At 71.6% G+C, this 19699-nt stretch carries 20 protein-coding genes; 6 read left to right on the forward strand and 14 right to left on the reverse strand.

All coding sequences use genetic code 11. The annotated features are described in order from the left end of the window. Nucleotides 1-152 precede the first annotated feature (152 nt). Nucleotides 153-1871: an ATP-dependent nuclease gene (locus BLQ67_RS01310; protein WP_092501746.1), complete on the forward strand. Its 1719-nt coding sequence runs from the start codon at nucleotides 153-155 to the stop codon at nucleotides 1869-1871. Between the two features lie 10 nt (nucleotides 1872-1881). Here the strand turns inward: BLQ67_RS01310 and cydB are convergent, their stop codons facing one another. The 7 genes from cydB to BLQ67_RS01345 all read right to left on the reverse strand — a co-directional run bounded on the left by cydB (nucleotide 1882) and on the right by BLQ67_RS01345 (nucleotide 8271). Continuing rightward, entirely contained in the window at nucleotides 1882-2916 is a 1035-nt protein-coding gene (gene cydB / locus BLQ67_RS01315) for a cytochrome d ubiquinol oxidase subunit II (RefSeq protein ID WP_092501748.1), read from the reverse strand. Then, nucleotides 2916-4325: a cytochrome ubiquinol oxidase subunit I gene (locus BLQ67_RS01320; RefSeq protein WP_092501749.1), complete on the reverse strand. Its 1410-nt coding sequence runs from the start codon at nucleotides 4323-4325 to the stop codon at nucleotides 2916-2918. The genes cydB and BLQ67_RS01320 overlap by 1 nt, the downstream gene beginning before the upstream one ends. 130 nt (nucleotides 4326-4455) lie before the next feature. Beyond that, nucleotides 4456-5382 carry a glycine betaine ABC transporter substrate-binding protein gene (locus BLQ67_RS01325; RefSeq protein WP_157674615.1) on the reverse strand — a complete coding sequence of 309 codons (927 nt, stop codon included), beginning with the start codon at nucleotides 5380-5382 and terminating at the stop codon, nucleotides 4456-4458. Nucleotides 5383-5495: 113 nt separating this feature from the next. Then, complete coding sequence (locus BLQ67_RS01330) at nucleotides 5496-6185, reverse strand: ABC transporter permease (RefSeq protein WP_092501753.1); 690 nt, start codon at nucleotides 6183-6185, stop codon at nucleotides 5496-5498. Then, a complete protein-coding gene (locus tag BLQ67_RS01335) occupies nucleotides 6185-6814 on the reverse strand; it encodes an ABC transporter permease (protein WP_092501755.1) in 630 nt (209 codons plus the stop codon). Before BLQ67_RS01335 ends, BLQ67_RS01330 begins: the two co-directional genes overlap by 1 nt. A gap of 12 nt (nucleotides 6815-6826) precedes the next feature. After that, entirely contained in the window at nucleotides 6827-7639 is an 813-nt protein-coding gene (locus tag BLQ67_RS01340; RefSeq protein ID WP_092501757.1) for an ABC transporter ATP-binding protein, read from the reverse strand. After that, nucleotides 7636-8271, reverse strand: a complete 636-nt coding sequence (locus BLQ67_RS01345) for a TetR/AcrR family transcriptional regulator (RefSeq protein ID WP_197674621.1) — start codon at nucleotides 8269-8271, stop codon at nucleotides 7636-7638. Before BLQ67_RS01345 ends, BLQ67_RS01340 begins: the two co-directional genes overlap by 4 nt. A 149-nt stretch (nucleotides 8272-8420) precedes the next feature. Between BLQ67_RS01345 and BLQ67_RS01350 the strand changes: the two genes are divergently transcribed. After that, nucleotides 8421-9152, forward strand: a complete 732-nt coding sequence (locus tag BLQ67_RS01350) for an SOS response-associated peptidase (RefSeq protein WP_092501759.1) — start codon at nucleotides 8421-8423, stop codon at nucleotides 9150-9152. Nucleotides 9153-9175: 23 nt separating this feature from the next. After that, nucleotides 9176-10210: an App1 family protein gene (locus BLQ67_RS01355; protein ID WP_231945121.1), complete on the forward strand. Its 1035-nt coding sequence runs from the start codon at nucleotides 9176-9178 to the stop codon at nucleotides 10208-10210. A 25-nt stretch (nucleotides 10211-10235) separates the two neighbouring features. Here the strand turns inward: BLQ67_RS01355 and BLQ67_RS01360 are convergent, their stop codons facing one another. The 7 genes from BLQ67_RS01360 to BLQ67_RS01390 form a co-directional block, all read right to left on the reverse strand. Continuing rightward, entirely contained in the window at nucleotides 10236-11429 is a 1194-nt protein-coding gene (locus tag BLQ67_RS01360; RefSeq protein ID WP_157674616.1) for a phosphotransferase family protein, read from the reverse strand. Between the two features lie 19 nt (nucleotides 11430-11448). After that, nucleotides 11449-11958, reverse strand: a complete 510-nt coding sequence (locus BLQ67_RS01365; protein ID WP_092501763.1) for a hypothetical protein — start codon at nucleotides 11956-11958, stop codon at nucleotides 11449-11451. A 79-nt stretch (nucleotides 11959-12037) separates the two neighbouring features. Continuing rightward, on the reverse strand, nucleotides 12038-13129 hold the full coding sequence (locus BLQ67_RS01370; protein ID WP_092501765.1) for a lipid II:glycine glycyltransferase FemX: 1092 nt from the start codon (nucleotides 13127-13129) through the stop codon (nucleotides 12038-12040). A gap of 54 nt (nucleotides 13130-13183) precedes the next feature. Then, on the reverse strand, nucleotides 13184-14254 hold the full coding sequence (locus BLQ67_RS01375; protein WP_157674617.1) for a lipid II:glycine glycyltransferase FemX: 1071 nt from the start codon (nucleotides 14252-14254) through the stop codon (nucleotides 13184-13186). 20 nt (nucleotides 14255-14274) lie between these two features. Then, entirely contained in the window at nucleotides 14275-15336 is a 1062-nt protein-coding gene (locus tag BLQ67_RS01380; protein WP_092501769.1) for a lipid II:glycine glycyltransferase FemX, read from the reverse strand. After that, complete coding sequence (locus tag BLQ67_RS01385) at nucleotides 15333-16388, reverse strand: lipid II:glycine glycyltransferase FemX (RefSeq protein WP_092501770.1); 1056 nt, start codon at nucleotides 16386-16388, stop codon at nucleotides 15333-15335. The genes BLQ67_RS01380 and BLQ67_RS01385 overlap by 4 nt, the downstream gene beginning before the upstream one ends. A gap of 10 nt (nucleotides 16389-16398) precedes the next feature. After that, a complete protein-coding gene (locus BLQ67_RS01390; RefSeq protein ID WP_092501772.1) occupies nucleotides 16399-17244 on the reverse strand; it encodes an EI24 domain-containing protein in 846 nt (281 codons plus the stop codon). A 72-nt stretch (nucleotides 17245-17316) separates the two neighbouring features. Here BLQ67_RS01390 and BLQ67_RS01395 point away from each other — a divergent pair, with 72 nt between their 5' ends. The 3 genes from BLQ67_RS01395 to BLQ67_RS01405 all read left to right on the forward strand — a co-directional run bounded on the left by BLQ67_RS01395 (nucleotide 17317) and on the right by BLQ67_RS01405 (nucleotide 19697). Continuing rightward, nucleotides 17317-18231 (forward strand): DMT family transporter, encoded by a 915-nt coding sequence (locus BLQ67_RS01395; protein WP_092501774.1) that lies wholly within the window; start codon nucleotides 17317-17319, stop codon nucleotides 18229-18231. Nucleotides 18232-18349: 118 nt separating this feature from the next. Then, nucleotides 18350-19429 carry a DUF475 domain-containing protein gene (locus BLQ67_RS01400; protein WP_092501776.1) on the forward strand — a complete coding sequence of 360 codons (1080 nt, stop codon included), beginning with the start codon at nucleotides 18350-18352 and terminating at the stop codon, nucleotides 19427-19429. Nucleotides 19430-19439: 10 nt separating this feature from the next. Beyond that, nucleotides 19440-19697, forward strand: a complete 258-nt coding sequence (locus BLQ67_RS01405; protein WP_092501778.1) for a Rho termination factor N-terminal domain-containing protein — start codon at nucleotides 19440-19442, stop codon at nucleotides 19695-19697. The last annotated feature ends 2 nt before the right edge of the window (nucleotides 19698-19699 follow it).

Below are 19699 nucleotides of genomic sequence, written 5' to 3' on the forward strand. Positions count from 1 at the left end.
AGGGAGATGCGCATCGGCGCGCCCCACCAACATAAGTGAGGTTTGCCTTACCTAACAAGTCCGTCACTTCCGGAGCGCGTCCGGGCAAGTCGAGAGACGACTCGGGCGCGCGCCTGCGATGGTGTGGAGGTCGCCGCCTGGAGAATCGAGGAATGGCCCACCTCTCCGGCGTTCGCTTTTCTGGCTACAGAAGCTTCGGTTCGGATCACCCAGTTGCGCTCTCGGGGCTGTCGAACGTCAACCTGCTGGCCGGCCAGAACAACTCCGGCAAGTCCAACGCGCTACGTGTTCTTATGAGCGTTCTCGGCAGCAACAAGCCGAAGACATCAATCTGGGATCGGCCTCAGATGGACTCCGAACATCACTTTCAGTTTTGGATTGCGCTCCCCATCGAAACAGCGCTGCAGCGATTCCTGTCCGAAGCGACACCGCGAGTCCAGAACTGGCAAGTTCCTGACTTCGAGGCGCGGGCTCGCAGGTTCGCTGCCCGAGTCGCCGCTGTAGGCCACGACCAAACCCTCTGGATTCCCATCGACGGCTCAGGCCGCGTGTCGGAGGCAGCCCTCAACCGTACCGTCGAAGCACTCGGGTACGACCCTGACGCGGACACGCTTGGTTCAGTGCTCACCGGCACCCACGGGGGCAGCCAAGAATCCCAGCTCAAACGAGCCCTGCACTCGCTCATCGGGCCCGCACCCGAGCTTCCGACGGCCCACCTCGTTGAAGCCACTCGGGCCATCTCCGACCTGTCTGACTCGGAGCCCGACTTGAATGGCACGAGTATCAAGAAGCGGCTTCTCGCGCTGCAGAATCCAACCTCCACCAACCTCGAGGACCGCGCACAGTTCGGGAAGATCCAAGACTTCGTTCGCGCCGTGCTCGAGGACGAGTCGGTAACGATTGATATCCCCTACGACACGTCGACCATCCACGTGACTCGCAACGGCCGCACTCTGCCTATCGAGCACCTCGGGACTGGGGTTCACGAAGTCGTGATCCTCGCGGCCGCGGCCACTGTCGTCAGCGGCTCAGTGCTGTGCATCGAGGAGCCCGAGGTTCATCTCCACCCGCTGCTCCAAAGGAAGCTGCTTCGCTACCTTGCCAGTCACACCGACAATCAGTACTTCATTGCGACCCACTCCGCACAGATGCTCGACAGTGAGCTGGGGGCGGTCTTTCACTTCACTCACGACAAGACCGTCACCACCGTTCGCCGGGTTGGATCAGCACGCGAACGTGCCGCGGTGTGCGCAGATCTCGGGTATCGGCCGTCCGACCTCGTGCAGTCGAATGCCGTGCTGTGGGTCGAGGGCCCTTCTGACCGGATCTACTTGAAGCACTGGATTGAAAAGTTGGCGCCCTCGGAGTTTGTCGAAGGTGTCCACTACTCGATCATGTTCTATGGCGGGTCCTTGCTGAGCGAACTATCGCCGCTCGACGCGAGCGAAGTCCAAGACTTCATCTCGCTGCGGAATCTGAACCGCTACATGGCCATCCTCATCGACTCGGACAAGCGCAGGCAACGAGCTCCGATCAACGCCACTAAGCGACGAGTGGTCGATGCACTCGAGCGAGACCCGAAGACCGGCATGGCCTGGGTGTCCGCTGGCTACACGATTGAAAACTATGTGCCGTCGGATGTGCTCGAAGCAGCAATCCGGTCGGCGCACCCGTCAGTGTCACGACGAGCCCTCGCGCCGGCAGAAAGGTGGTCCGACCCCCTGAGCAAGGATCGGCTTGGACTGAGAGCCAGCAAGGTGGCGATCGCAAAGGAGGCCGTCACCGGGTGGGGCGATGACTGGCCGTTTGACTTGAAGAAGCAGGTGAATCGGATCCTGAGTCTTATCCGACTCGCCAACCTAGGCGCCTGAGTCTCCTGGCTCAGTGGGCCGCGGCGGCGATCGTCTGCCGCAGCACGCGCTTGCGGAAGACCCAGTACGTCCAGATCTGGTACGCCGCGACGAGCGGCATCGCCGCGACCGCCGCCCACGTCATGACCTGCAGCGTGTACTCCGAGCTCGACGCGTTCCGGATCGTGAGGCCCACGAAGTCGCCGACGGGGTTCGTCGCCGGCATGACGTACGGGCCGCCGTCGCGCAGCGCGAGCGCGAGCAGGATCGTCGCGACGGCCGCGGCGATCGCGACCGCCGTCGCCGCGAACGCGACACCCTCGCGCGTGCGCAGCGCCGCGAGCAGCGCGACGACGAGCGCGATGGCTGCGACCGCAGCGGCGGCGACGACGCCCGCGGCGGGCACGAGCACGACCGTCCACACGAGGAACGCTCCCCCGACGACGATCGCCGCCGGCAGCGCGAGCCGCGACAGGCGGATCGCGCGCTGCTGCAGGTCGCCGTCGGTCTTCAGCGCCGTGAACACCGTGCCGTGCGCGAAGCACAGGGCGACGAGCGCGAGGCCGCCGAGCAGCGCGTACGGGTGCAGCACGCCCAGCAGGCCGTCGGTCATGAGCGCGCCACCGAGGTGCGGCTCGAGGGCGACGCCGTGCGCGAGGTTCGCGAACGCGATGCCCCACAGCAGCGGCGGCAGCACCGAGCCCGCGACGATGCACGCATCCCACGCCCGCTTCCAGCGCGTGTCGTCGTGCTGGTGCCGCCACTCGAACGACACGGCGCGCACGATGAGCGCGAGCAGGATGAGCAGCAACGGCACGTAGAAGCCCGAGAACATCGTCGCGTACCACTCGGGGAACGCCGCGAACAGCGCGGCGCCGCCGATGATGAGCCACGTCTCGTTGAGGTCCCACACGGGCGCGATCGTGTTGATCATGTGGCGGCGGTCGACGTCGTCCTTCGACAGCACCGGCATGGCCATGCCGACGCCGAAGTCGAAGCCGTCGAGCACGAAGTAGGCGACGAACATCACGCCGACGATGCAGAACCAGACGAGCTGCAGATCCATCAGTACACCGTGACCGGCTGCTCGGGGCGACCGTCCTCGTCGAGCGCGGGCGCCTCGGGCGGGCCGGCCTGGGCGGTCTTGCGCATGAGCGTGAAGTTGATGACGCCCAGCACGCCGTAGACGACCGTGAAGGCGACGAGCGACAGCAGCACCTCCCCAGCCGTCGTGCCGGGGCTCACGCCGTCCTCGGTGCGCAGCAACGAGAACACGAGCCAGGGCTGCCTGCCCATCTCGGTGAAGATCCAGCCGACGATCATCGCCAGCAGCGGCAGCGGCAGCGTCCAGATCGCCACGTTCCACGTCCAGCGCGGCACCTCGCGGCCCTTGCGCGTGATCCACAGGCCCACGAGCGCCACGAGGCCCGTGACGGCGCCGAGGCCGATCATCCAGCGGAACGACCAGTACGTGATCCAGATCGTCGGCGTGTAGTCGCCGGGGCCGAACGCCGCGACATACTCGGCCTGCAGGTCGTTGATGCCCTCGACCGTGCCGTTCGGATCGTGCGTCGACAGCAGCGCGAGGAGGTACGGGATGCGGAACGAGAAGATCTCGTCGGAGCCGTCTGGCGTGCCGATCGAGAAGATCGAGAACGACGCATCCGCGCCGGTCGACGTCGCGTAGAGCGCCTCGGCCGCCGCCATCTTCATGGGCTGCGCCTCGACCATCGCGAGCGAGACGGCGTCGCCCGCGACGAACGTGAGGCCCGTCGCGACGAGCGTCGTCCAGAGGCCCACGCGCAGCGCCTTGCGCATGGTGTCCACGTGCTGGCCACGCTTGAGGTGCCACGCGGCGACCGCGACGGCGACGGTGCCTGCGACCATGAACGCGCCGAACATCGTGTGCGGGAACGCCGCGACCGCGACGGGGTTCGTGAGCACGGCCCCGATGTCGGTGAGCTGCGCGCGCTGCAGCTCGTCGTCGATCTCGAAGCCGACGGGGTTCTGCATGAACGCGTTCGCCGCGAGGATGAAGTACGCGGACGCCGCGGTGCCGATGCCGGTCATGTAGATGCACGCGAGGTGCACCTTCGGCGGCAGCTTGTCCCAGCCGAAGATCCACAGGCCGATGAACGTCGCCTCGAACGCGAACGCGATGAGGCCCTCGAACGCGAGCGGCGCGCCGAAGACGTCGCCGACGAAGCGCGAGTAGTCCGACCAGTTCATGCCGAACTGGAACTCCTGCACGATGCCCGTCGCGACGCCGATGGCGAAGTTGATGAGGAAGAGCCTGCCGAAGAGGTGCGTCAGCCGCAGCCACGCCAGCTCGCCGGTCTTGAGCCACACGGTCTGGAAGGCGGCGACGAGCCACACGGTGCCGAGCGTGATCGGCACGAAGAGGAAGTGGTAGATCGTCGTGAGCGCGAACTGCCACCGCGCCAGTGACAGGGGGTCGAGCAGGTCGTCTGCCAAGGTCCACCTCGCGTCGCAGGATGTCCCTCCATCATCCTCCTCCTCGCGCCGAGCGCGCACCTGTGCGACACGGAAGCGGGGGCTGTGCGCCGCCGATGCGACGCACAGCCCCCGCTGCCGGTGGAGGGCGTCAGCCCTCGATGAGACCCTGCTCGACGAGCCAGTCCGCGGCCGCGACCGCGGGGCTCGCCGCCTCGGAGCCCTCGACGCGCGTGCGCAGCGCGATGAGGTCCTCGGTCGTCAGCGCCGCCGACACCGCGTTGAGGATCTCGGCGATCTCGTCGGTCGCGACCGAGTCGGCGATCACGGGCACGATGTTCTGCGCCGCGATGATCTGCTCGGGGTCCTCGAGCACGACGAGGTCGTTCTCGGCGATCGCCGGGCTCGTCGTGTAGATGTCGGCGACGTCGATCGTGCCGTCGAGCAGCGCCTGCACCGTGTCGGGGCCACCGAAGTCGGTGTACTGCGAGAACTCGACGTCGGAGATGCCGTACGCGTCGGCGAGTCCGGGCAGGCCGTACGACAGCTCGGCGAACTCGGGGTTGGCGCCGAGCGTGAACGGCTGCACGCCCTCGAGGTCGGCGATCGACTCGAGGCCGTTCGCCTCGGCGTACTCGCTCGTGACGACGTAGGCGTCCTGATCCTGCGCGGGCGCGAAGTCGTAGGCCTGGATGCCTGTGCCCTCGAGCGCGGCGTCGAGCGCGTCGGCGATCTCGTCCTCGCTCGTCTCGGTCGCGTCCTCGTCGAGGTACGTCAGCAGGTTGCCCGCGTACTCGGGCTGCAGCGTGATGCCGCCGTCCTCGAGCGCCGCGAACGTCTGCTGGCGGGTGCCGATCGAGAGGTTGCGCTCGACCTCGTAGCCGGCGTCCTCGAGCGCCTGCGCGTAGATCTCGGCGAGGATCTCGGCCTCGGGGAACGCGTTCGAGCCGACGACGATCTGGCCGTCGCCCGCGGGCTCGCCGCCGCCGCTGTTGTCGGTGGGGTCGGACGTCGCGCAGCCGGCGAGCGCGACGCCTGCGACGAGCGAGAGCGCGATGGCGCGGAGTGGACGCTGCATGGGGAGCTCCTCAGGTGGAAGGGGCTTCCATGCAAGCATCCGCATCCGACAATCGCATCCGCGACATCGCCCCTTGACGGAATGTGACGCGCGCGACATGCGCGCGGCGCCGCTCAGGCGAGGTGGCGAGCGCGCTGCGCCGCGCGCTGCACGAGCGCGAGCAGCAGGTCGACGACGATCGCGAGCACCGCCACGAGCAGCGACGCGCCGAGCATGAGGTCGTAGTCGTTGAGGTTGATGCCAGCGGCGATGATGAGGCCGAGCCCGCTGAGGCCAGCGAACGAGGCGATCGTCGCGGTCGCGATCACCATGAGCACGGCCGAGCGGAGGCCGCCGACGATCACGGGCGCTGCGAGCGGCAGCTCGACCTTCGTGAGGATCTGCCACTCCGTCATGCCCGACGCCCGCGCGGCGTCGATCGTGACGCGGTCGACGCCTTCGATGCCCGAGTACGCGCCGGCAAGGATCGACGGGATCGCGAGGATCGCGAGCGCGACGACGCAGCCGACGAGCTGCGCGGGCCGCGTGCCCAGCGGCCCGGTGAGCACCATGACGAGCAGGAAGAGCACGCCGAGCGCCGGCGCCGCGCGCGCGGCGCTCGTGATGGCGATGACTGCCTGCCTGCCCTTGCCGGTGTGGCCGATCCAGCAGCCGAGCGGCAGCGCGACCACCGCGGCGATCACGACGCACAGCAGGGAGATCCACAGGTGCTCGACGAGGCGCACGGGCACGGGGTAGAGCGCGCGCTCCGCCCACTGCTCGGGGGCGAAGATCCACGCGATGGCGCTGAGCAGGAACTCCATCAGCGCCTCCAGGGCATCGCGAGGCGGCCGGCGAGCTGCAGGATCGCATCGAACACGGCCGCGAGCAGCAGGGTGCCGACGAGGCCGGTGACGACGGCGGCGAGGTTGCCCGTCGCGCGCCCGTTCGTGAAGAGGTAGCCGAGGTTGTCGCTGCCGATGAGTGCGCCGACCGTCACCATCGCGACGGTCGAGACCGAGATGACGCGCAGGCCCGCGAGCAGCACGGGACCCGCGAGCGGCAGCTCGACCCGCACGAATCGCCCTGCGCGACCGAAGCCGATGGCCGTCGCCGCCGACAGCGTCGCCGGCGGCAGCGACGTGAACGCGTCGGTCGAGCTGCGCACCATGATCGCGACGGCGTACAGCGTGAGCGCGACCGTGAGGTTGATCTCGTCGAGGGTTCGCGTCGCCAGGATGAGCGGCAGGATGAGGAAGAGCGGCAGCGACGGGATCGCGTAGAGCAGGCTGCCCGTCGACAGGATGATGCCGCGCGCGACGCGGCTGCCCGCCGCGAGCCGGCCGAGCGGCACGGCGATGAGGAAGCCGACGACGATGGGCGCGATCGACAGGCGCGCGTGGTTGAGCGTGAGGGACCACACCTGATCCCAGTTGGCGACGACCCAGTCCATGCCGGACCGACCTCAGGCGGCGTCGAGCGTGCCGAGGGGCGTGCCGTCGCGGTCGACGACGACCTGGCGGCCGTCGACCTCCTCGACGTGGAGCGAGCGCTCCCCCGCGCTCGCGCCGATGAACTCGCGCACGAAGTCGTTGGCGGGCTCCGCCACGATCTCGGCGGGCGTGCCCGCCTGCGCGATCACGCCCTCCTTCTCGAGCACGACGACCTGGTCGGCGAGCGCGAACGCCTCCTGGATGTCGTGGGTCACGAACAGCACGGTCTTGCCGAGCTCGCGCTGCAGCCTGCGCGTCTCGCGCTGCAGCTCGAGGCGCACGATCGGGTCGACGGCACCGAAGGGCTCGTCCATGAGCAGGATGTTCGGATCGGCCGCGAGGGCGCGCGCGACGCCGACGCGCTGCTGCTGGCCGCCCGAGAGCTGGTGCGGGTAGCGGTCGGCGAGGTCGGCGTCGAGGCCGACGGTCGCGAGCAGCTCGAGCGCGCGAGTGCGCGCGGCGCCGCGGGCCGTGCCGTCGAGCATCGGCACGGTCGCGACGTTCTGCCACACGGTGCGGTGCGGCAGCAGTCCAGCGGCCTGGAGCACGTAGCCGATGCCGCGGCGCAGGCGCACGGGATCCTTCGTCGCGACGTCCTCGCCGTCGATGAGCACGCGGCCCGACGTCGGGTCGACCATGCGGTTGACCATGCGCATGAGGGTCGTCTTGCCCGAGCCCGACGACCCCACGAGCACCGTGCAGGTGCGCGGCGGGATCTCGAGCGAGCACTCGCGCACCGCGACCGCCTGGCCGTAGTGCTTGGACACCTGCTCGAAGGTGATCACGATCGCGGGGCGAGCCCGATCTTGGCCTCGGCGAGGCCGTGCTCGAGCGACATCTCGAGGATCTCCTCGTCGCCGAAGCGGTCGCGCTGGAACGCGAACATCACCAGCGCGTCGGCGACGCGGAAGCCGCGGCGCAGCGCCGAGCGGGCCGCGTCGTCGTCGGGCACGCCGAAGCGGGCGACGAGCACGCCGAGGGTCTCGGCGGCGATGAGCTCGGTCGAGTCGGCGGGACGCTCTGCGCCAACGTCGAGCCAGTCGCCCGTGCGCACGGAGCGGAACGAGGGGATCTCGCGGTACGCGCCGATGAAGTCGCGCAGCAGGGCCGTGACCGCGTCCTCCCACACCACGTGGTCGGGGTCCGACAGCGTGCGCTCGAAGCGGGCGCGGAGGCGCTCGAGGTTGCGGCCCGCGAGGGCCACGAGCACGGCGATGCGGTCGGGGAAGTACCGGTAGACCGTGCCGATGGAGGCGCCGGCCGACTTCGCGACCATCGCGGTCGTGAGCAGCTCGGAGCCGACGTCGTCGACGCAGTGCGCTGCCGCGTCGAGCAGGGCCTCGATGCGTGCGGCAGCCCGAGGCTGCACCGGCTCGCTGCGGACCGCCACCGATGCGGCGTCCGGGTGCACCGTCATGGGCATGGGGTTCGCTCCGTCCTGCTGGAGCATCGCTCATCGATCTTCGAGCGACGCTCAGTTCGCAAGACTCTACTCCCGACACGTGTCGGACATGCGTCGGACGCGCCCACCTGTGGAGACCGGTGCGGACATGGCACGATGGCCGCGTGTGCGGACGCTACGTCATGGCTGCGGATCCCAGCGATCTCGTCGCCCTGTTCGAGGTCGACGAGATGGGCGACCTCCCCGATCGCTCGTGGAACGTCGCGCCCACCGACCTCGCTCCCGTGGTCGTCGAGCCGCCGTCGCGCGACGGCACGCCGCCTGCGAGGCGGCTCGAGGCGGCCAGGTGGGGACTCGTGCCCACGTGGGCGAAGGATCTCTCGGGCGGCGTGAAGGCCATCAACGCGCGCAGCGAGACCGTGGCGGAGCGCCGCACCTTCTCGGCCTCGCTCGGCATGCGGCGCGCCCTCGTGCCCGCGAGCGGCTGGTACGAGTGGCGCAAGCCCGAGAAGACGCCCTTCTACGTGCACGCCGACGACGAGCGCCCCGTCGCGTTCGCGGGCCTCTACTCCTGGTGGAAGAGCCCGGAGGGCGCCTGGGTGCTCTCGTCGACGATCCTCACGGCCGACGCCACCGGGCAGCTCGCCGACCTGCACGACCGCATGCCCGTCGTGCTCGGCCCCGAGCTGTGGGACACGTGGCTCGACGCCGAGACCGAGGGCGACCAGCACCTCGTCGACGCCGTCGTCGAGGCGGCGGCCGAGCAGGTCGAGTCTCTCGTGCTGCGCGAGGTCGGCCGCGCCGTCGGCAACGTGCGCGCCGACGGCCCCGAGCTCGTCGCGCCGGCACCGGCCGACGCGGGCGAGCCCGACGCGTCGACCGACGCGCACGGGTAGCGTGGGATCGATGAGGCATCGACGTGGCTGAGCTCGACCCCCTGGCCCACGTGCCCGACCCCATCCTCCATCGCGCCGCGCGCATCGAGGACTGGGTGCAGGAGCGCCGTGAGGCTCGCGCGCTGCGCGGCGGCCGACGCCCCGCCGTCATCCCCTACGCGGGCTACGGCGGCGACGGCTGGGTGCGCGTGCTGTGCCGCGTGCTGCTCGTGACGCCCGGCGAGGAGCAGCGGGCGCTCTACGAGAACATGCGCGGCTGGCGCACGTTCACGTCGATCAGCCTCGCCTCGGCCGAGGTCACGGTCTCGTCGGGCGGCACGACCGCGACCGTGACGGCCGACCGCGGCGGCGTCGTCGACGCCGTCGTGCCCGTGTCGCTCGAGCCCGGATGGGGCGAGGTCACGCTGACCGTGCCGGGCTCCGAGCCCGTGCAGGCGCCGATCTTCGTCGTCGACCCCGCCACGAAGGTGGGCGTGGTCTCCGACGTCGACGACACCGTCATGGTCACGCTGCTCCCCCGCCCGATGCTCGCGGCGTGGAACGCGTTCGTGCTCGACGAGCACGCGCGCCGCCCCGTGCCCGGCATGGCCGTGCTCTACGACCGCGTGCGGCGGGCGAACCCGACGGCGCCGTTCATCTACCTCTCGACGGGCGCGTGGAACGTCGCGCCCGCGCTGCGCAGGTTCCTCTCCCGCAACCTGTACCCGCCGGGGCCGCTGCTGCTCACCGACTGGGGCCCGACGCACGACCGCGTGTTCCGGTCGGGCCAGGTGCACAAGCGCACGCAGCTGCGCAGGCTCGTGCGCGACTTCCCCGACATCCGCTGGCTGCTCGTCGGCGACGACGGGCAGCACGACGAGGCGATCTACGCCGCGTTCGCCGAGGAGCACCCCGAGTCGGTCGCGGCCGTCGCCATCCGCCAGCTGTCGCCGCAGGAGGCCGTGCTCGCGGGTGGTCGCAAGCACGAGCGGCAGGACTCCGCCGTGCCGTGGCACTTCGCGCCGAACGGCGGCGGGCTCGTGCGCAGCCTCCGCGAGGACGGCATCGCGCTCGACTGACGCCGGGCCGGAGCCGGCGCCGCCGTCAGCGCTGCTGCTGCAGCGTCGTCGCGAGGGCCAGGTCGGCCTCGTCGAGCAGGCGCGCCGCGACGGGCAGGTGATCGTCGCCGCGGCCCGCGACCGCGAGGGCGTGCCCCGTGAGGTGGATGGCGGCGATCGCCGCCGTGCGCCCGCCGTCGTCCCAGCGCGACCGCAGCGTCGCCGCGAGCCTGCGCAGCGCCTCCGCATCCGTGCGCGCGCCTGCGGATGCCGACTCGAACGCCGTGACGACGACGTGCGCCGCGAGGGCTGCGGCGTCGTCGGCCGGGTCGCCGAGGCCCGCGGTGTCGATGTCGATGAGCCCCGTGATGCGCCACGGCTCATGGCGGTCGACGAGCAGCTGCCCCAGGTGGAGGTCGCCGTGCACCGTCACGGGCGTCGGCACGGCGGTCGAGCCGTAGAGCGCCCGCACGCGCGCGACGATGTCGGCGGCGCGCGGCGCGAGCACGGGCGACGTCTCGGCCATCCGCGCCGCGTACCAGTCGGCGCGCCGCGCGAGCGACTCGCGGGCGGCGACGCCCACGCGCACGCTCGCGAGCTGCGCGACGACGTGCTCGACGCCCTGCAGGAACCTCGGATCGTCGGCGATGCGCGCGACGTGCTCGAGCGCGGGGTCGCCCGGCATGCGCTCGAGCAGCAGCAGGCCCGCCTCCGAGTAGCCGAGGCTGCGCGGCACCGGCAGGCCCGCGGCGTGCAGCGCGACGTGCAGGTCGTGGATCGTCGCGGCGAGCGCGGGCTGCACGACCTTCGCGAAGTGCTGCGTGCCGCCGGTGTCGACGCGCAGCACCGCGCGCTTGCCCGGCCGGTACGACTCCATCGTGAGCGTGGCGCCCGACGCCTCGATGCCGAACTTCGCCAGCACGACGCCCGCCGCCTCCGGATACGACACGGCGGGCAGCGAGGGCAGCGACGGGTCCTGCGGGTACGTCCACGCCGTGAGCCGGTCGCCCGTCGCCCGGTCGACGAGCTGCACCGTGTGCTCGCCCACGGGCGCGTCTGGCGACGTGTTCACGTAGATCGTGACGTGCTCGACCTGGTCGTCGGGGGCGCGCAGCGTGCACGCGTAGCCGAGGATGATGCCGTCGGACACCGGCTCGAGGTCCTGCTGCCGGAACGACAGCAGCTCACGGCCTGTGCTCGCGGCGAGGCGCCGGAGGATGCCTGCGGCGTCGTCGAGCATGGACCCCATCCAACACGACTCAGGTGGGCAGGGGCTCCGACGACACGATCGGGTGCACCGGCAGCCACTGCAGGCGCCAGAACTCGGTCGCCGACAGCTCGAACGAGTGCGTGTCGCGCGACACCATCGCGCGCACGTGGTCGGGGTCGAGGTGCGGCCGCGCGAGCAGCGTGACGGCGGGCTGGCGCACCATGGCGCTGCGACCGAAGTGCACGCTCACGATGTCGGCCGTCGCTGGGGTGTCGCTCACGACGCACGCCGTGCGGATGAGCTTCGTGGCGCCCATGGCCTTCCACGCGAAGTGGTCGCCCTTCCAGCGCAGCTCGGCGACGAGCTCGCGGTCGCCCTTGTCGGGGCGGTGGTACTCGTACGTCTCGCGCAGCTTGAGCGGCGATCCCTCGACGACGTCGATCGTCACGCGCGTGTTGCGCCGGTTCGGCGAGAGCCAGTACGGGAAGGTCGTGGCTCGGACGGCCCACTCGCCGCGCAGGATGCGGGCCAGCTCGGCAGGATCCCCGACGCGCGCCATGCAGCCAGCGTAGCCGCCTGTCCCCCATCGTTCGCTGCGCGCGTGCGGCGTGCCGCGCGTGCAGCGTGCGCTCGGCGGGCTACCAGATGCCGCCGGGCCGGCGTCGCACGCGCCACTCGAGCGGCAGCAGCAGCCGCACGAACAGCTGGAACCGCCGCTCGTCGAGCACGAGGTCGTGGCTCGGCAGGTGGTCGACGATCGGCCCGAACTGCAGCTTGAAGATGCCGGGTCCGTGCATGGGCTGCTCGGGGTCGTGCGCGAGCCACGACGGCGGCGTGACGTAGGCGTCGTAGATCGTGCGCCCGTCGCGCGAGCGGAACCACTGCATCGCCGTCCAGCGCATGAGGGCCGCGCCGCCGCGGATCGCGCGGTCGGGCACCGAGCCGCCGTCCTTCGCGATCGCCGTGCGGCCGTAGCCGATCATGAACGCCGACGCCTGCGGCCCCTCGTGCGCGCCGTCGTAGCCGAACCAGAAGTGCCCCTGGCCGCGGGCGCACAGCTCGCTCCAGAGCCGGTGGTAGTAGGCGTAGGGCCGCGTGAGCTCGCTGCCGCGCCCGCCCGAGATCGTCTGCATGAGGCGGTACATCGTGCGGTACGTGTCCTCGCCGGGCTCGACCTTCTCGACGCGGTAGCCGTTGCGATCGGCGGAGCGGATGTGGTTGCGCAGGCTCTTCGAGAAGCCGGCGAAGATCGCGTCGGGCTCGCGGTCGAGCGGCACGAGCACGGTGTGGGTGTTCTTCTGGATGACGGCGGACGCGCGCAGCCCCGCATCCTGCAGCACGGCGCGATGCTCGGGCGTGTCGACGACGAACGGCTCGACCTTGAGCGCGAAGACGCCGCGCAGCAGGCCGTGGCGCTCGGCGCGGAACGCGTCGAGCACGTCGGGCAGGTCGTCGATCGACGCGACGCCGGGGCCGGTCGGCAGGTACCAGAAGCGGCCGGCGACGCTGCGGTGCTCGAGGGCGAGCACGTGGATGCGCTCGGGCCCGGCGTCGCCGTCGCGCTCGAGCACGAGGAAGCGGGGCGTGAGGCGATCGGGCGCCTTGAGCGCCGCGAAGGCCGCGCCCTGCGTCCACTGCCCGCCGTCGGGATTCGCCTCGACCCCGGCATCCCAGTCGCGCCGTTCCGCGGGCGTGGCAGCGCGCAGCGACCATCCCCCTGCATGCCCCATGTGCGTCCCCCGCCGAGACACTATCGGCGGTGAGGACGGCTCACATGCAGCGAACTACCAGATGCCGTAGGGCCGCTTGCGGAGGCGCCACTCGATCGGCAGCACGAGACGCGAGAACAGCTGCCAGCGGCGCGGCTCGAGCAGCAGCACGTGGCTCGGCACGTGGTCGGTGATGGGTCCGAACAGCAGCTTGAACTGCCCGGGACCCCACAGCTGCTCGCTGCGGTCGTCGGCCTTCCACGACGGCGGCGTCGCATACGCGTCGTAGATCGTGCGACCGTCGTGCTCCTTGAACCACTGCATCGCGGTCCAGCGCATGAGGTGCGCGCCGCCGCGGATCGCACGGTCGGGCACCGATCCGCCGTCCTTCGCCAGCGCGTAGCGGCCGAAGCCGATCATGAACGACGACGCCTGCGGGCCCTCGTGCGCGCCGTCGTATCCGAACCACAGGTGGCCCTGGCCGCGGTCGCGCAGCTCGGTCCAGAGCCTGCGGTAGTAGCGGTACGGCTTCATGCCCGCGACGCCCTTGCCGCCCGAGACCGTCTGCATGAGGCGGTACATCGTCTCGAGGTTCTCGTCGGTCGGCTCGACCTTCTCGACGCGGTAGCCCTCGCGGCCGGCCTTGCGGATGTGGTTGCGCAGGTTCTTCGAGAACGCGGCGAAGATCGCGTCGGTCTCGGGCTCGAGGTCGACGAGCACGGTGTGCTGGTTCTGCTGCATGCGGTCGGAGGCGACCCATCCGGCATCCGCGAGCGTCGAGCGCACCTCGGGCACGTCGACGACGAACGGCTCGATGCGCACGGCGTAGAGGTGCGGCACGGTCTGCGCGAACGCGCGGAGCGCCGCCGTGAACGCCGGCACGGCCTCGACGGGCAGGCTCGGGCCCTGCGGCAGGTACCACTGGCGGCCGACGATCGAGCGGTGCTCGAGCGCGAGCATCGCGACGACGCCGTCGACGCCCGGCGCACCCTCGAGCACGAGGTGCACGGGATGCAGGGCGTCCTCGTGCTGCTTGAGCGCCGCGTACGCCTCGCCCTGCGCCCACTGGCCGCCGTCGGGGTTCGCCTGCACGAGCGCGTCCCACCCGGCGACCTCCGCCGCCGTCGCCGTCCTCAGCGTCGCCACCGCGTCCACCATCTCCCTCATCACCACAGTCCCGTGTAGCGGCGCTTCGCGCGCCACTCGATCGGTCGCACGTACCGGTCCCACAGCCGCTGCCTGCCGGGCTTGAGCTCGAGGTCGAACGACGGCACGAAGTCGGCGATCGGCGCGAACTGCGTCTTGAATCGCGCGAGCGAGTGCATGAAGTGCGTGTCGTCGTCCTTGCGCCACGACGGCGGGGCGCCCATCATGTCGAAGCCCTCGAAGCCGCGCTCGGCGTAGTGCTGCATGCGCGTCCAGCGGCCGAGGTGCGCGCCGCCGTTGATGCGGCGGTCGGGGCGCGAGCCCTCGTCCTTGTCGATGACGTCGCGGCCGAACGGGATCGTGAACGTGATCGTCTGCGGGCCGTCGCCGCCGTCGTCGCCCACCCACCAATCGGCCATGCCGTGGTCGGTGAACGCCTTCCACACCGTGCGGTAGTACTCCTCGCCGCGCATGCCGCTGAGGCCGTTGCCGCCCGAGATCGTCTGCATGCGCGCCCACATCTGGTCCATGAGCGCGGGCGTCGGCTCGACGCGCTCGACCGTATAGCCCTCGCGCTCGGCGTGACGGATGTTCTTGCGGACCGCCTTCGAGAAGCTCGCGAGGAGGGCGTCGGGGCCCTGCGCGAGGTCGGCGATGACGGTGTGCGTGTGGATCTGCACGTCGTCGGCCTCGACGAGGCCCGCGTCGCGCAGCAGGGCCATGTGCTCGTCGGTGCGGCGCAGGCGCGGCTCGAGCTTCACCGACACGAGGTCGGGGCGGTGCCGCTCGACGTACGTGCGCGTCGCCGCGACGATCGAGTCGAACCGCGGATGCCACGGACCCGACGGCACGTACCAGAAGCGACCGATGACGCCGTGGCGCTCGAGCACCAGCGCGCGCACGGGCTCGGCGCCGTCGTAGACCATGTGGTGCGTGCGGAAGCCGTCCCACCGCTTGACCTCGGCGAACGCCAGGGTCTGCGTGAACTGGCCGCCGTCGGGGTTCTGCGCCACGAGCGCATCCCAGTCGGCGATCTCGGCCGCCGTCGCCTCGCGCAGCTCGTGCACCGTCTCCCCCGTCATCGCAGCGTGTCCGGTCCGGGCTTCAGGCGCCACTCGATCCTGCGCAGCACGCGCTCCCAGAGCCGGTGCCGCACGGGGTGCAGCACGAGGTCGAACGACGGCAGGAAGCTCGTGACGGGCCCGAAGCGCGTCTTGAACTGGCCGAGGCCGTGGAACGGATGCTCCGGGTCGTCGAGCCGGTCGACCGGCGGGGTGCCCGCGAGGTCGAAGCCGGTGCAGCCGCGCGCGATGGCATCCTGCATCGCCGTGAAGAGCAGCAGCGGCGCGCCACCGGCGATGCGCCGGTCGGGGCGCGAGCCGCCGTCCTTGTAGACGGCGGTGCGGCCCGCGAACGTCACGAAGACGCCCGCCTGCGGCTCGTCGCCGTCGTCGTCGAATCCCAGGTACAGCTGCCCGGTGCCGTGGTCGGCGAACGCCTGCCAGAACCGGTCGTAGTAGGCGCGCTCGCGCATGCCGTCCATGCCCTTGCCGCCGGCGACCGTCTGCATCATCGCGTGCATGCGGGCTCGGGTCTCGGGCGTGACGTCGACGCGCTCGACGCGGTAGCCGTCGCGCTCGGCCTTGCGGATGTGCCGCCTCGTCGACTGCGAGAACGACGCGAGCAGCGCCTCCGCCCCCTGCTCGAGGTCGAGCACGACCGTGTGCGTCTGCACCTGCATGTCGCGGCTGGCCTCGAGGCCCGTGGCCTCGAGGCGGGCGACGAGCTCGGGCGTGCGCTCGAGGCGCGGCTCGACCTTGACGACGAGCAGGCCGGGCTGCTGCGCGGCGTAGGCGCGCAGCGCGGCGACGATGCCCTCGAGGTCGTCGCCCGTGGGGCCGAGCGGCACGTACCAGTAGCGGCCGAGCCACACGCGGCCCTCGAGCACGAGCACGTGGATGGTCTGCGCGCCCTCGACGACGAGGAAGCGCGGCTCGAGGCCGTCTCCCCGCTTCACCTCGGCGAACGCCGTCGACTGCACCATGTGCCCGCCGTCGGGATTCGTGAGGAGGAGGTCGTCCCAACGGTCGATCTCGTCGGCCGTGGCTGCGCGCACGAGGGTGGAGCCGGACATTCGTGACAGCCTACGCGAGCGGCGGCGGGGTCGAGGGCACCGCAGGCGGTGCCGGTGGCACGGGCGGCACGTCGTCGGCGCCAGGATCGTGCACCGTCGTGGGCGTGGTCGGCTCGCCGCGCAGCTCGCGCACGAGGAGCATGCCGCCGACGGTCGCGGCGGGCGTGCACAGCACGGCGCCGCCCGGCACGAGGAACAGCAGGTAGACGGCGAGGCCGAAGCCGCGCGCGACGTCGGGAGCCGTGTCGAGCAGCCTGCGGCGCTCGTCGAGGCTCAGGCCGCGCGCATCCGCGGGCATGCTCGACAGCTCGACCGCGAGCGCGCGCGAGCCGACGAGCGCGCCGCCGATCCAGCCGACGACAGGGCCGACCACGGGAATGAGGCCGAGCAGGAAGACGACGAGACCCGTGAGGATCGCGATCCCGGCGAGGCGCAGGCCGTCGTCGACGCCCTTCGCGATCGACTGGCCGACCGTGAGCTCGACCTCGTCGGGGATGCCGCCGAGCTCGCCCTCGGCCGCGCGCCAGATGCGCTCGTAGAACGGGGCGCCGACGAGCAGCGTCACGGCGGCGAAGAGCAGCACGCCGACAGCGGCGGCGCCCGCGACGAGCGCGATCGCGAGCACGACGCGCAGCACGGCCGGCCACGGGTCGCCCCAGCCGTCGGCGAACGGCGTGAGGGACTCGACGATCGACGTCGCGTTGACGCCCAGCACCACGAGACCCGTGACGAGCAGCGCTCCGACGACGAGCGGCGGCACCATGCCGAGGATCGCGAGCCTGGGGTTCCGCCAGCCGATGCGGAAGCCGGCAGCGAGGATCGTCATGCCGTGCAGGAGGGCTCGGATGCGGCGCACGGCCCCATCCTCCCCGACGCCGCGCCACGGCGCGCGGCGAATCGCCAGGTTGCCCGCGCCTAGGCTCGATCCGTGAGCGACGCGCGACCCATCCACACGGCCGCCGTGCTCGCCGCCGCGGTGCTGTGGGGCACGACCGGCACCGTCGCGCACTTCGCGCCCGCCGGCTCGTCGCCGCTGCTCATCGGCATGGCGACGTTCGGCTTCGGCGGCATCGTGCTCGCCGTCATCGCGTGGCGCGCCGTCGCTCGCGTGGTGCGCGACCGCACGGCGTGGCCGTGGCTGCTCGCAGGTGGGGCGGGCGCCGTGCTCTACCCCACCGCCTACTACCCGGCGATGGACCTCGCGGGCGTCGCCGTGGGCAACGTGCTCGCGCTCGGCTCCGGCCCGATCTTCGCTGCAGCGCTCGAGTGGATCCTCGACGGCCGCCGCCCGACGGCGCGCTGGGGCCTCGCGACGGCGATCGCCGCCGTGGGCGTCGCGCTGCTCGCCGTCGGGTCGGGCGAGTCGACCACGGGCTCGAACCCCATCCTCGGCATCGCCCTCGGGCTCGCGGCGGGCGTCGGCTACGCCCTCTACTCGTACGCGGGTGCGCGGCTCATCGCGGGCGGCCGCTCGTCGCAGGGGTCGATGGCGTCGATCTTCCTCGTCGGCAGCGTCGTCATGGTGCCGCTCTTCTTCGCGCTCGGCCCGGGTCCGCTGGCGTCGGGCCACGGCGCGCTGACGCTCGCGTACCTCGCGCTCGTGCCCATGGCGGCGTCGTACCTGCTGTTCGGCTTCGCGCTGCGCGCCCTCACGGCGTCGACGGCGACGACGCTCGCGCTCGCGGAGCCCGTCGTCGCGACGCTGCTCGCGGTGCTCGTCGTGCACGAGCGCCTGTCGACGCTCGCGTGGATCGGCCTCGGCGCCGTCGCGGTCGGCATCGTGCTCGTGAGCCTGCCCGCACGACGTGCCGGGCGCCTCGCGCGCGCTCGCCCGCCGGCCTGATCGCTGGCTCGCCGACCGGCGACGCGCCCGTCCATAGGCTCCGTTCACCTCCACCTGCTCGGCTGGGCCGCCCACGGCCCGACGGGGCGCCGCTCGAACCTTCGAGAGGAGCCCTTGCATGCGCTCGACCGTCCGGCTGCTGCTGCCGCCCGCATCCCTCACGCTCGTCGCGGCCTCCGCGGCGGCCGTGCTGCTCGGCCCCGAGGTCGCGCTCGCCCTGCTCATGCTCGTGGCGCTCGAGATCGCGATGGCCGCCGACTCGTCGGTGCCGATGGCGGGCGTCGCGGGGCGCATCGACTCCCCCGCCCGCCGCGTGTTCCTGTCGCTGGGGCTCGTGGTCGCGGTCGTCGTGACGCGGCTGCTGCTGCCGCCCCTCGCGGTCGCGACCGACGACGGCGACCCGGGCGACGCCGTGGTCGACGCGGTCACCGAGCCGCAGGCGTTCGCGGCCGACCTGCTCGAGGTGCGTCCGGCGATCGCCGCGTTCGGCGCCGTGTTCGTGTGGATGGTGTTCTGCGAGTACCTGTTCAACACCGATCGGCTGCCGCGTCGGCCGTGGATGGGGCGCATCGAGGGCGCGCTCGCCCGGGTACGGCACCCGTGGGTCGCGGGCTGGACGACCGCGGCGGCGGGCACGGCGCTCGTCGCGGCGCTCGTCGACGCCGCGCTCGTGCCGACGGTGCTCGTCGCCGGCGTCGCGGGCGGCCTCGCCTACCTGGGGTCGAAGCTCGTGGGCACGTGGGCGCGGCGGCGCCCGGGTCGCGTGCGCACGCACGTGCACGCCGCCACCGTCATCCTCGAGCGGGCGCTCGTGATCTTCCTCGTGTTCGAGATCCTCGACGGCATCTCGTCGCTGCAGGCCGTGCGCATCGCGCCCGCGCCGGTCGTGCAGGCGCTCGTCGCAGGCACCGCGGTGCTCGTGGGCGCCGTGTTCCTCGCGACGCTCACGTCGGGCGTCGTCTCGGCGGATGCGCTGCGCCGGCTGCGATACCTCAAGGCCGGCGCCGCGTACGTGCTCGGCGTGCTCGCGGTGCTGCTGTGGATCAGCCTCGTCGTGCCCGTGCCGGGCGTCGTCGCGGCGTGGGCGGGCTCCCTCGTGATCGGTGCCGCGCTCGTGTCGTCGCTGCGGCCGCGCGCACGACTGCGCGCCGCGCGCGTCGCGCGTCAAGGGGTTCGTGCGTCGCGCGCCGACGCGTGACGCTGAGGGCATGCCGAACCCATCGATCAAGGACGAGGAGCTCTACCGCGAGCTGCGCGACGACGGCGCGAGCGCCGAGAAGGCCGCGCGCATCGCCAACGCGGCGGCGCGCGACGGCAGGAAGGCCGTCGGACGCCGCGGCGGGAAGGCCGAGGACCTCGACGACCGCACGGTGCCCGAGCTGCGCGCCCGCGCGAAGGAGCTCGGCATCACCGGGTACTCGGGGCTGCGCAAGCAGCAGCTCGTCGACCGCATCCGGTCGCACTGAGC

The sequence above is a fragment of the Agrococcus jejuensis genome (assembly GCF_900099705.1).
Taxonomy (GTDB): Bacteria; Actinomycetota; Actinomycetes; order Actinomycetales; family Microbacteriaceae; genus Agrococcus; species Agrococcus jejuensis.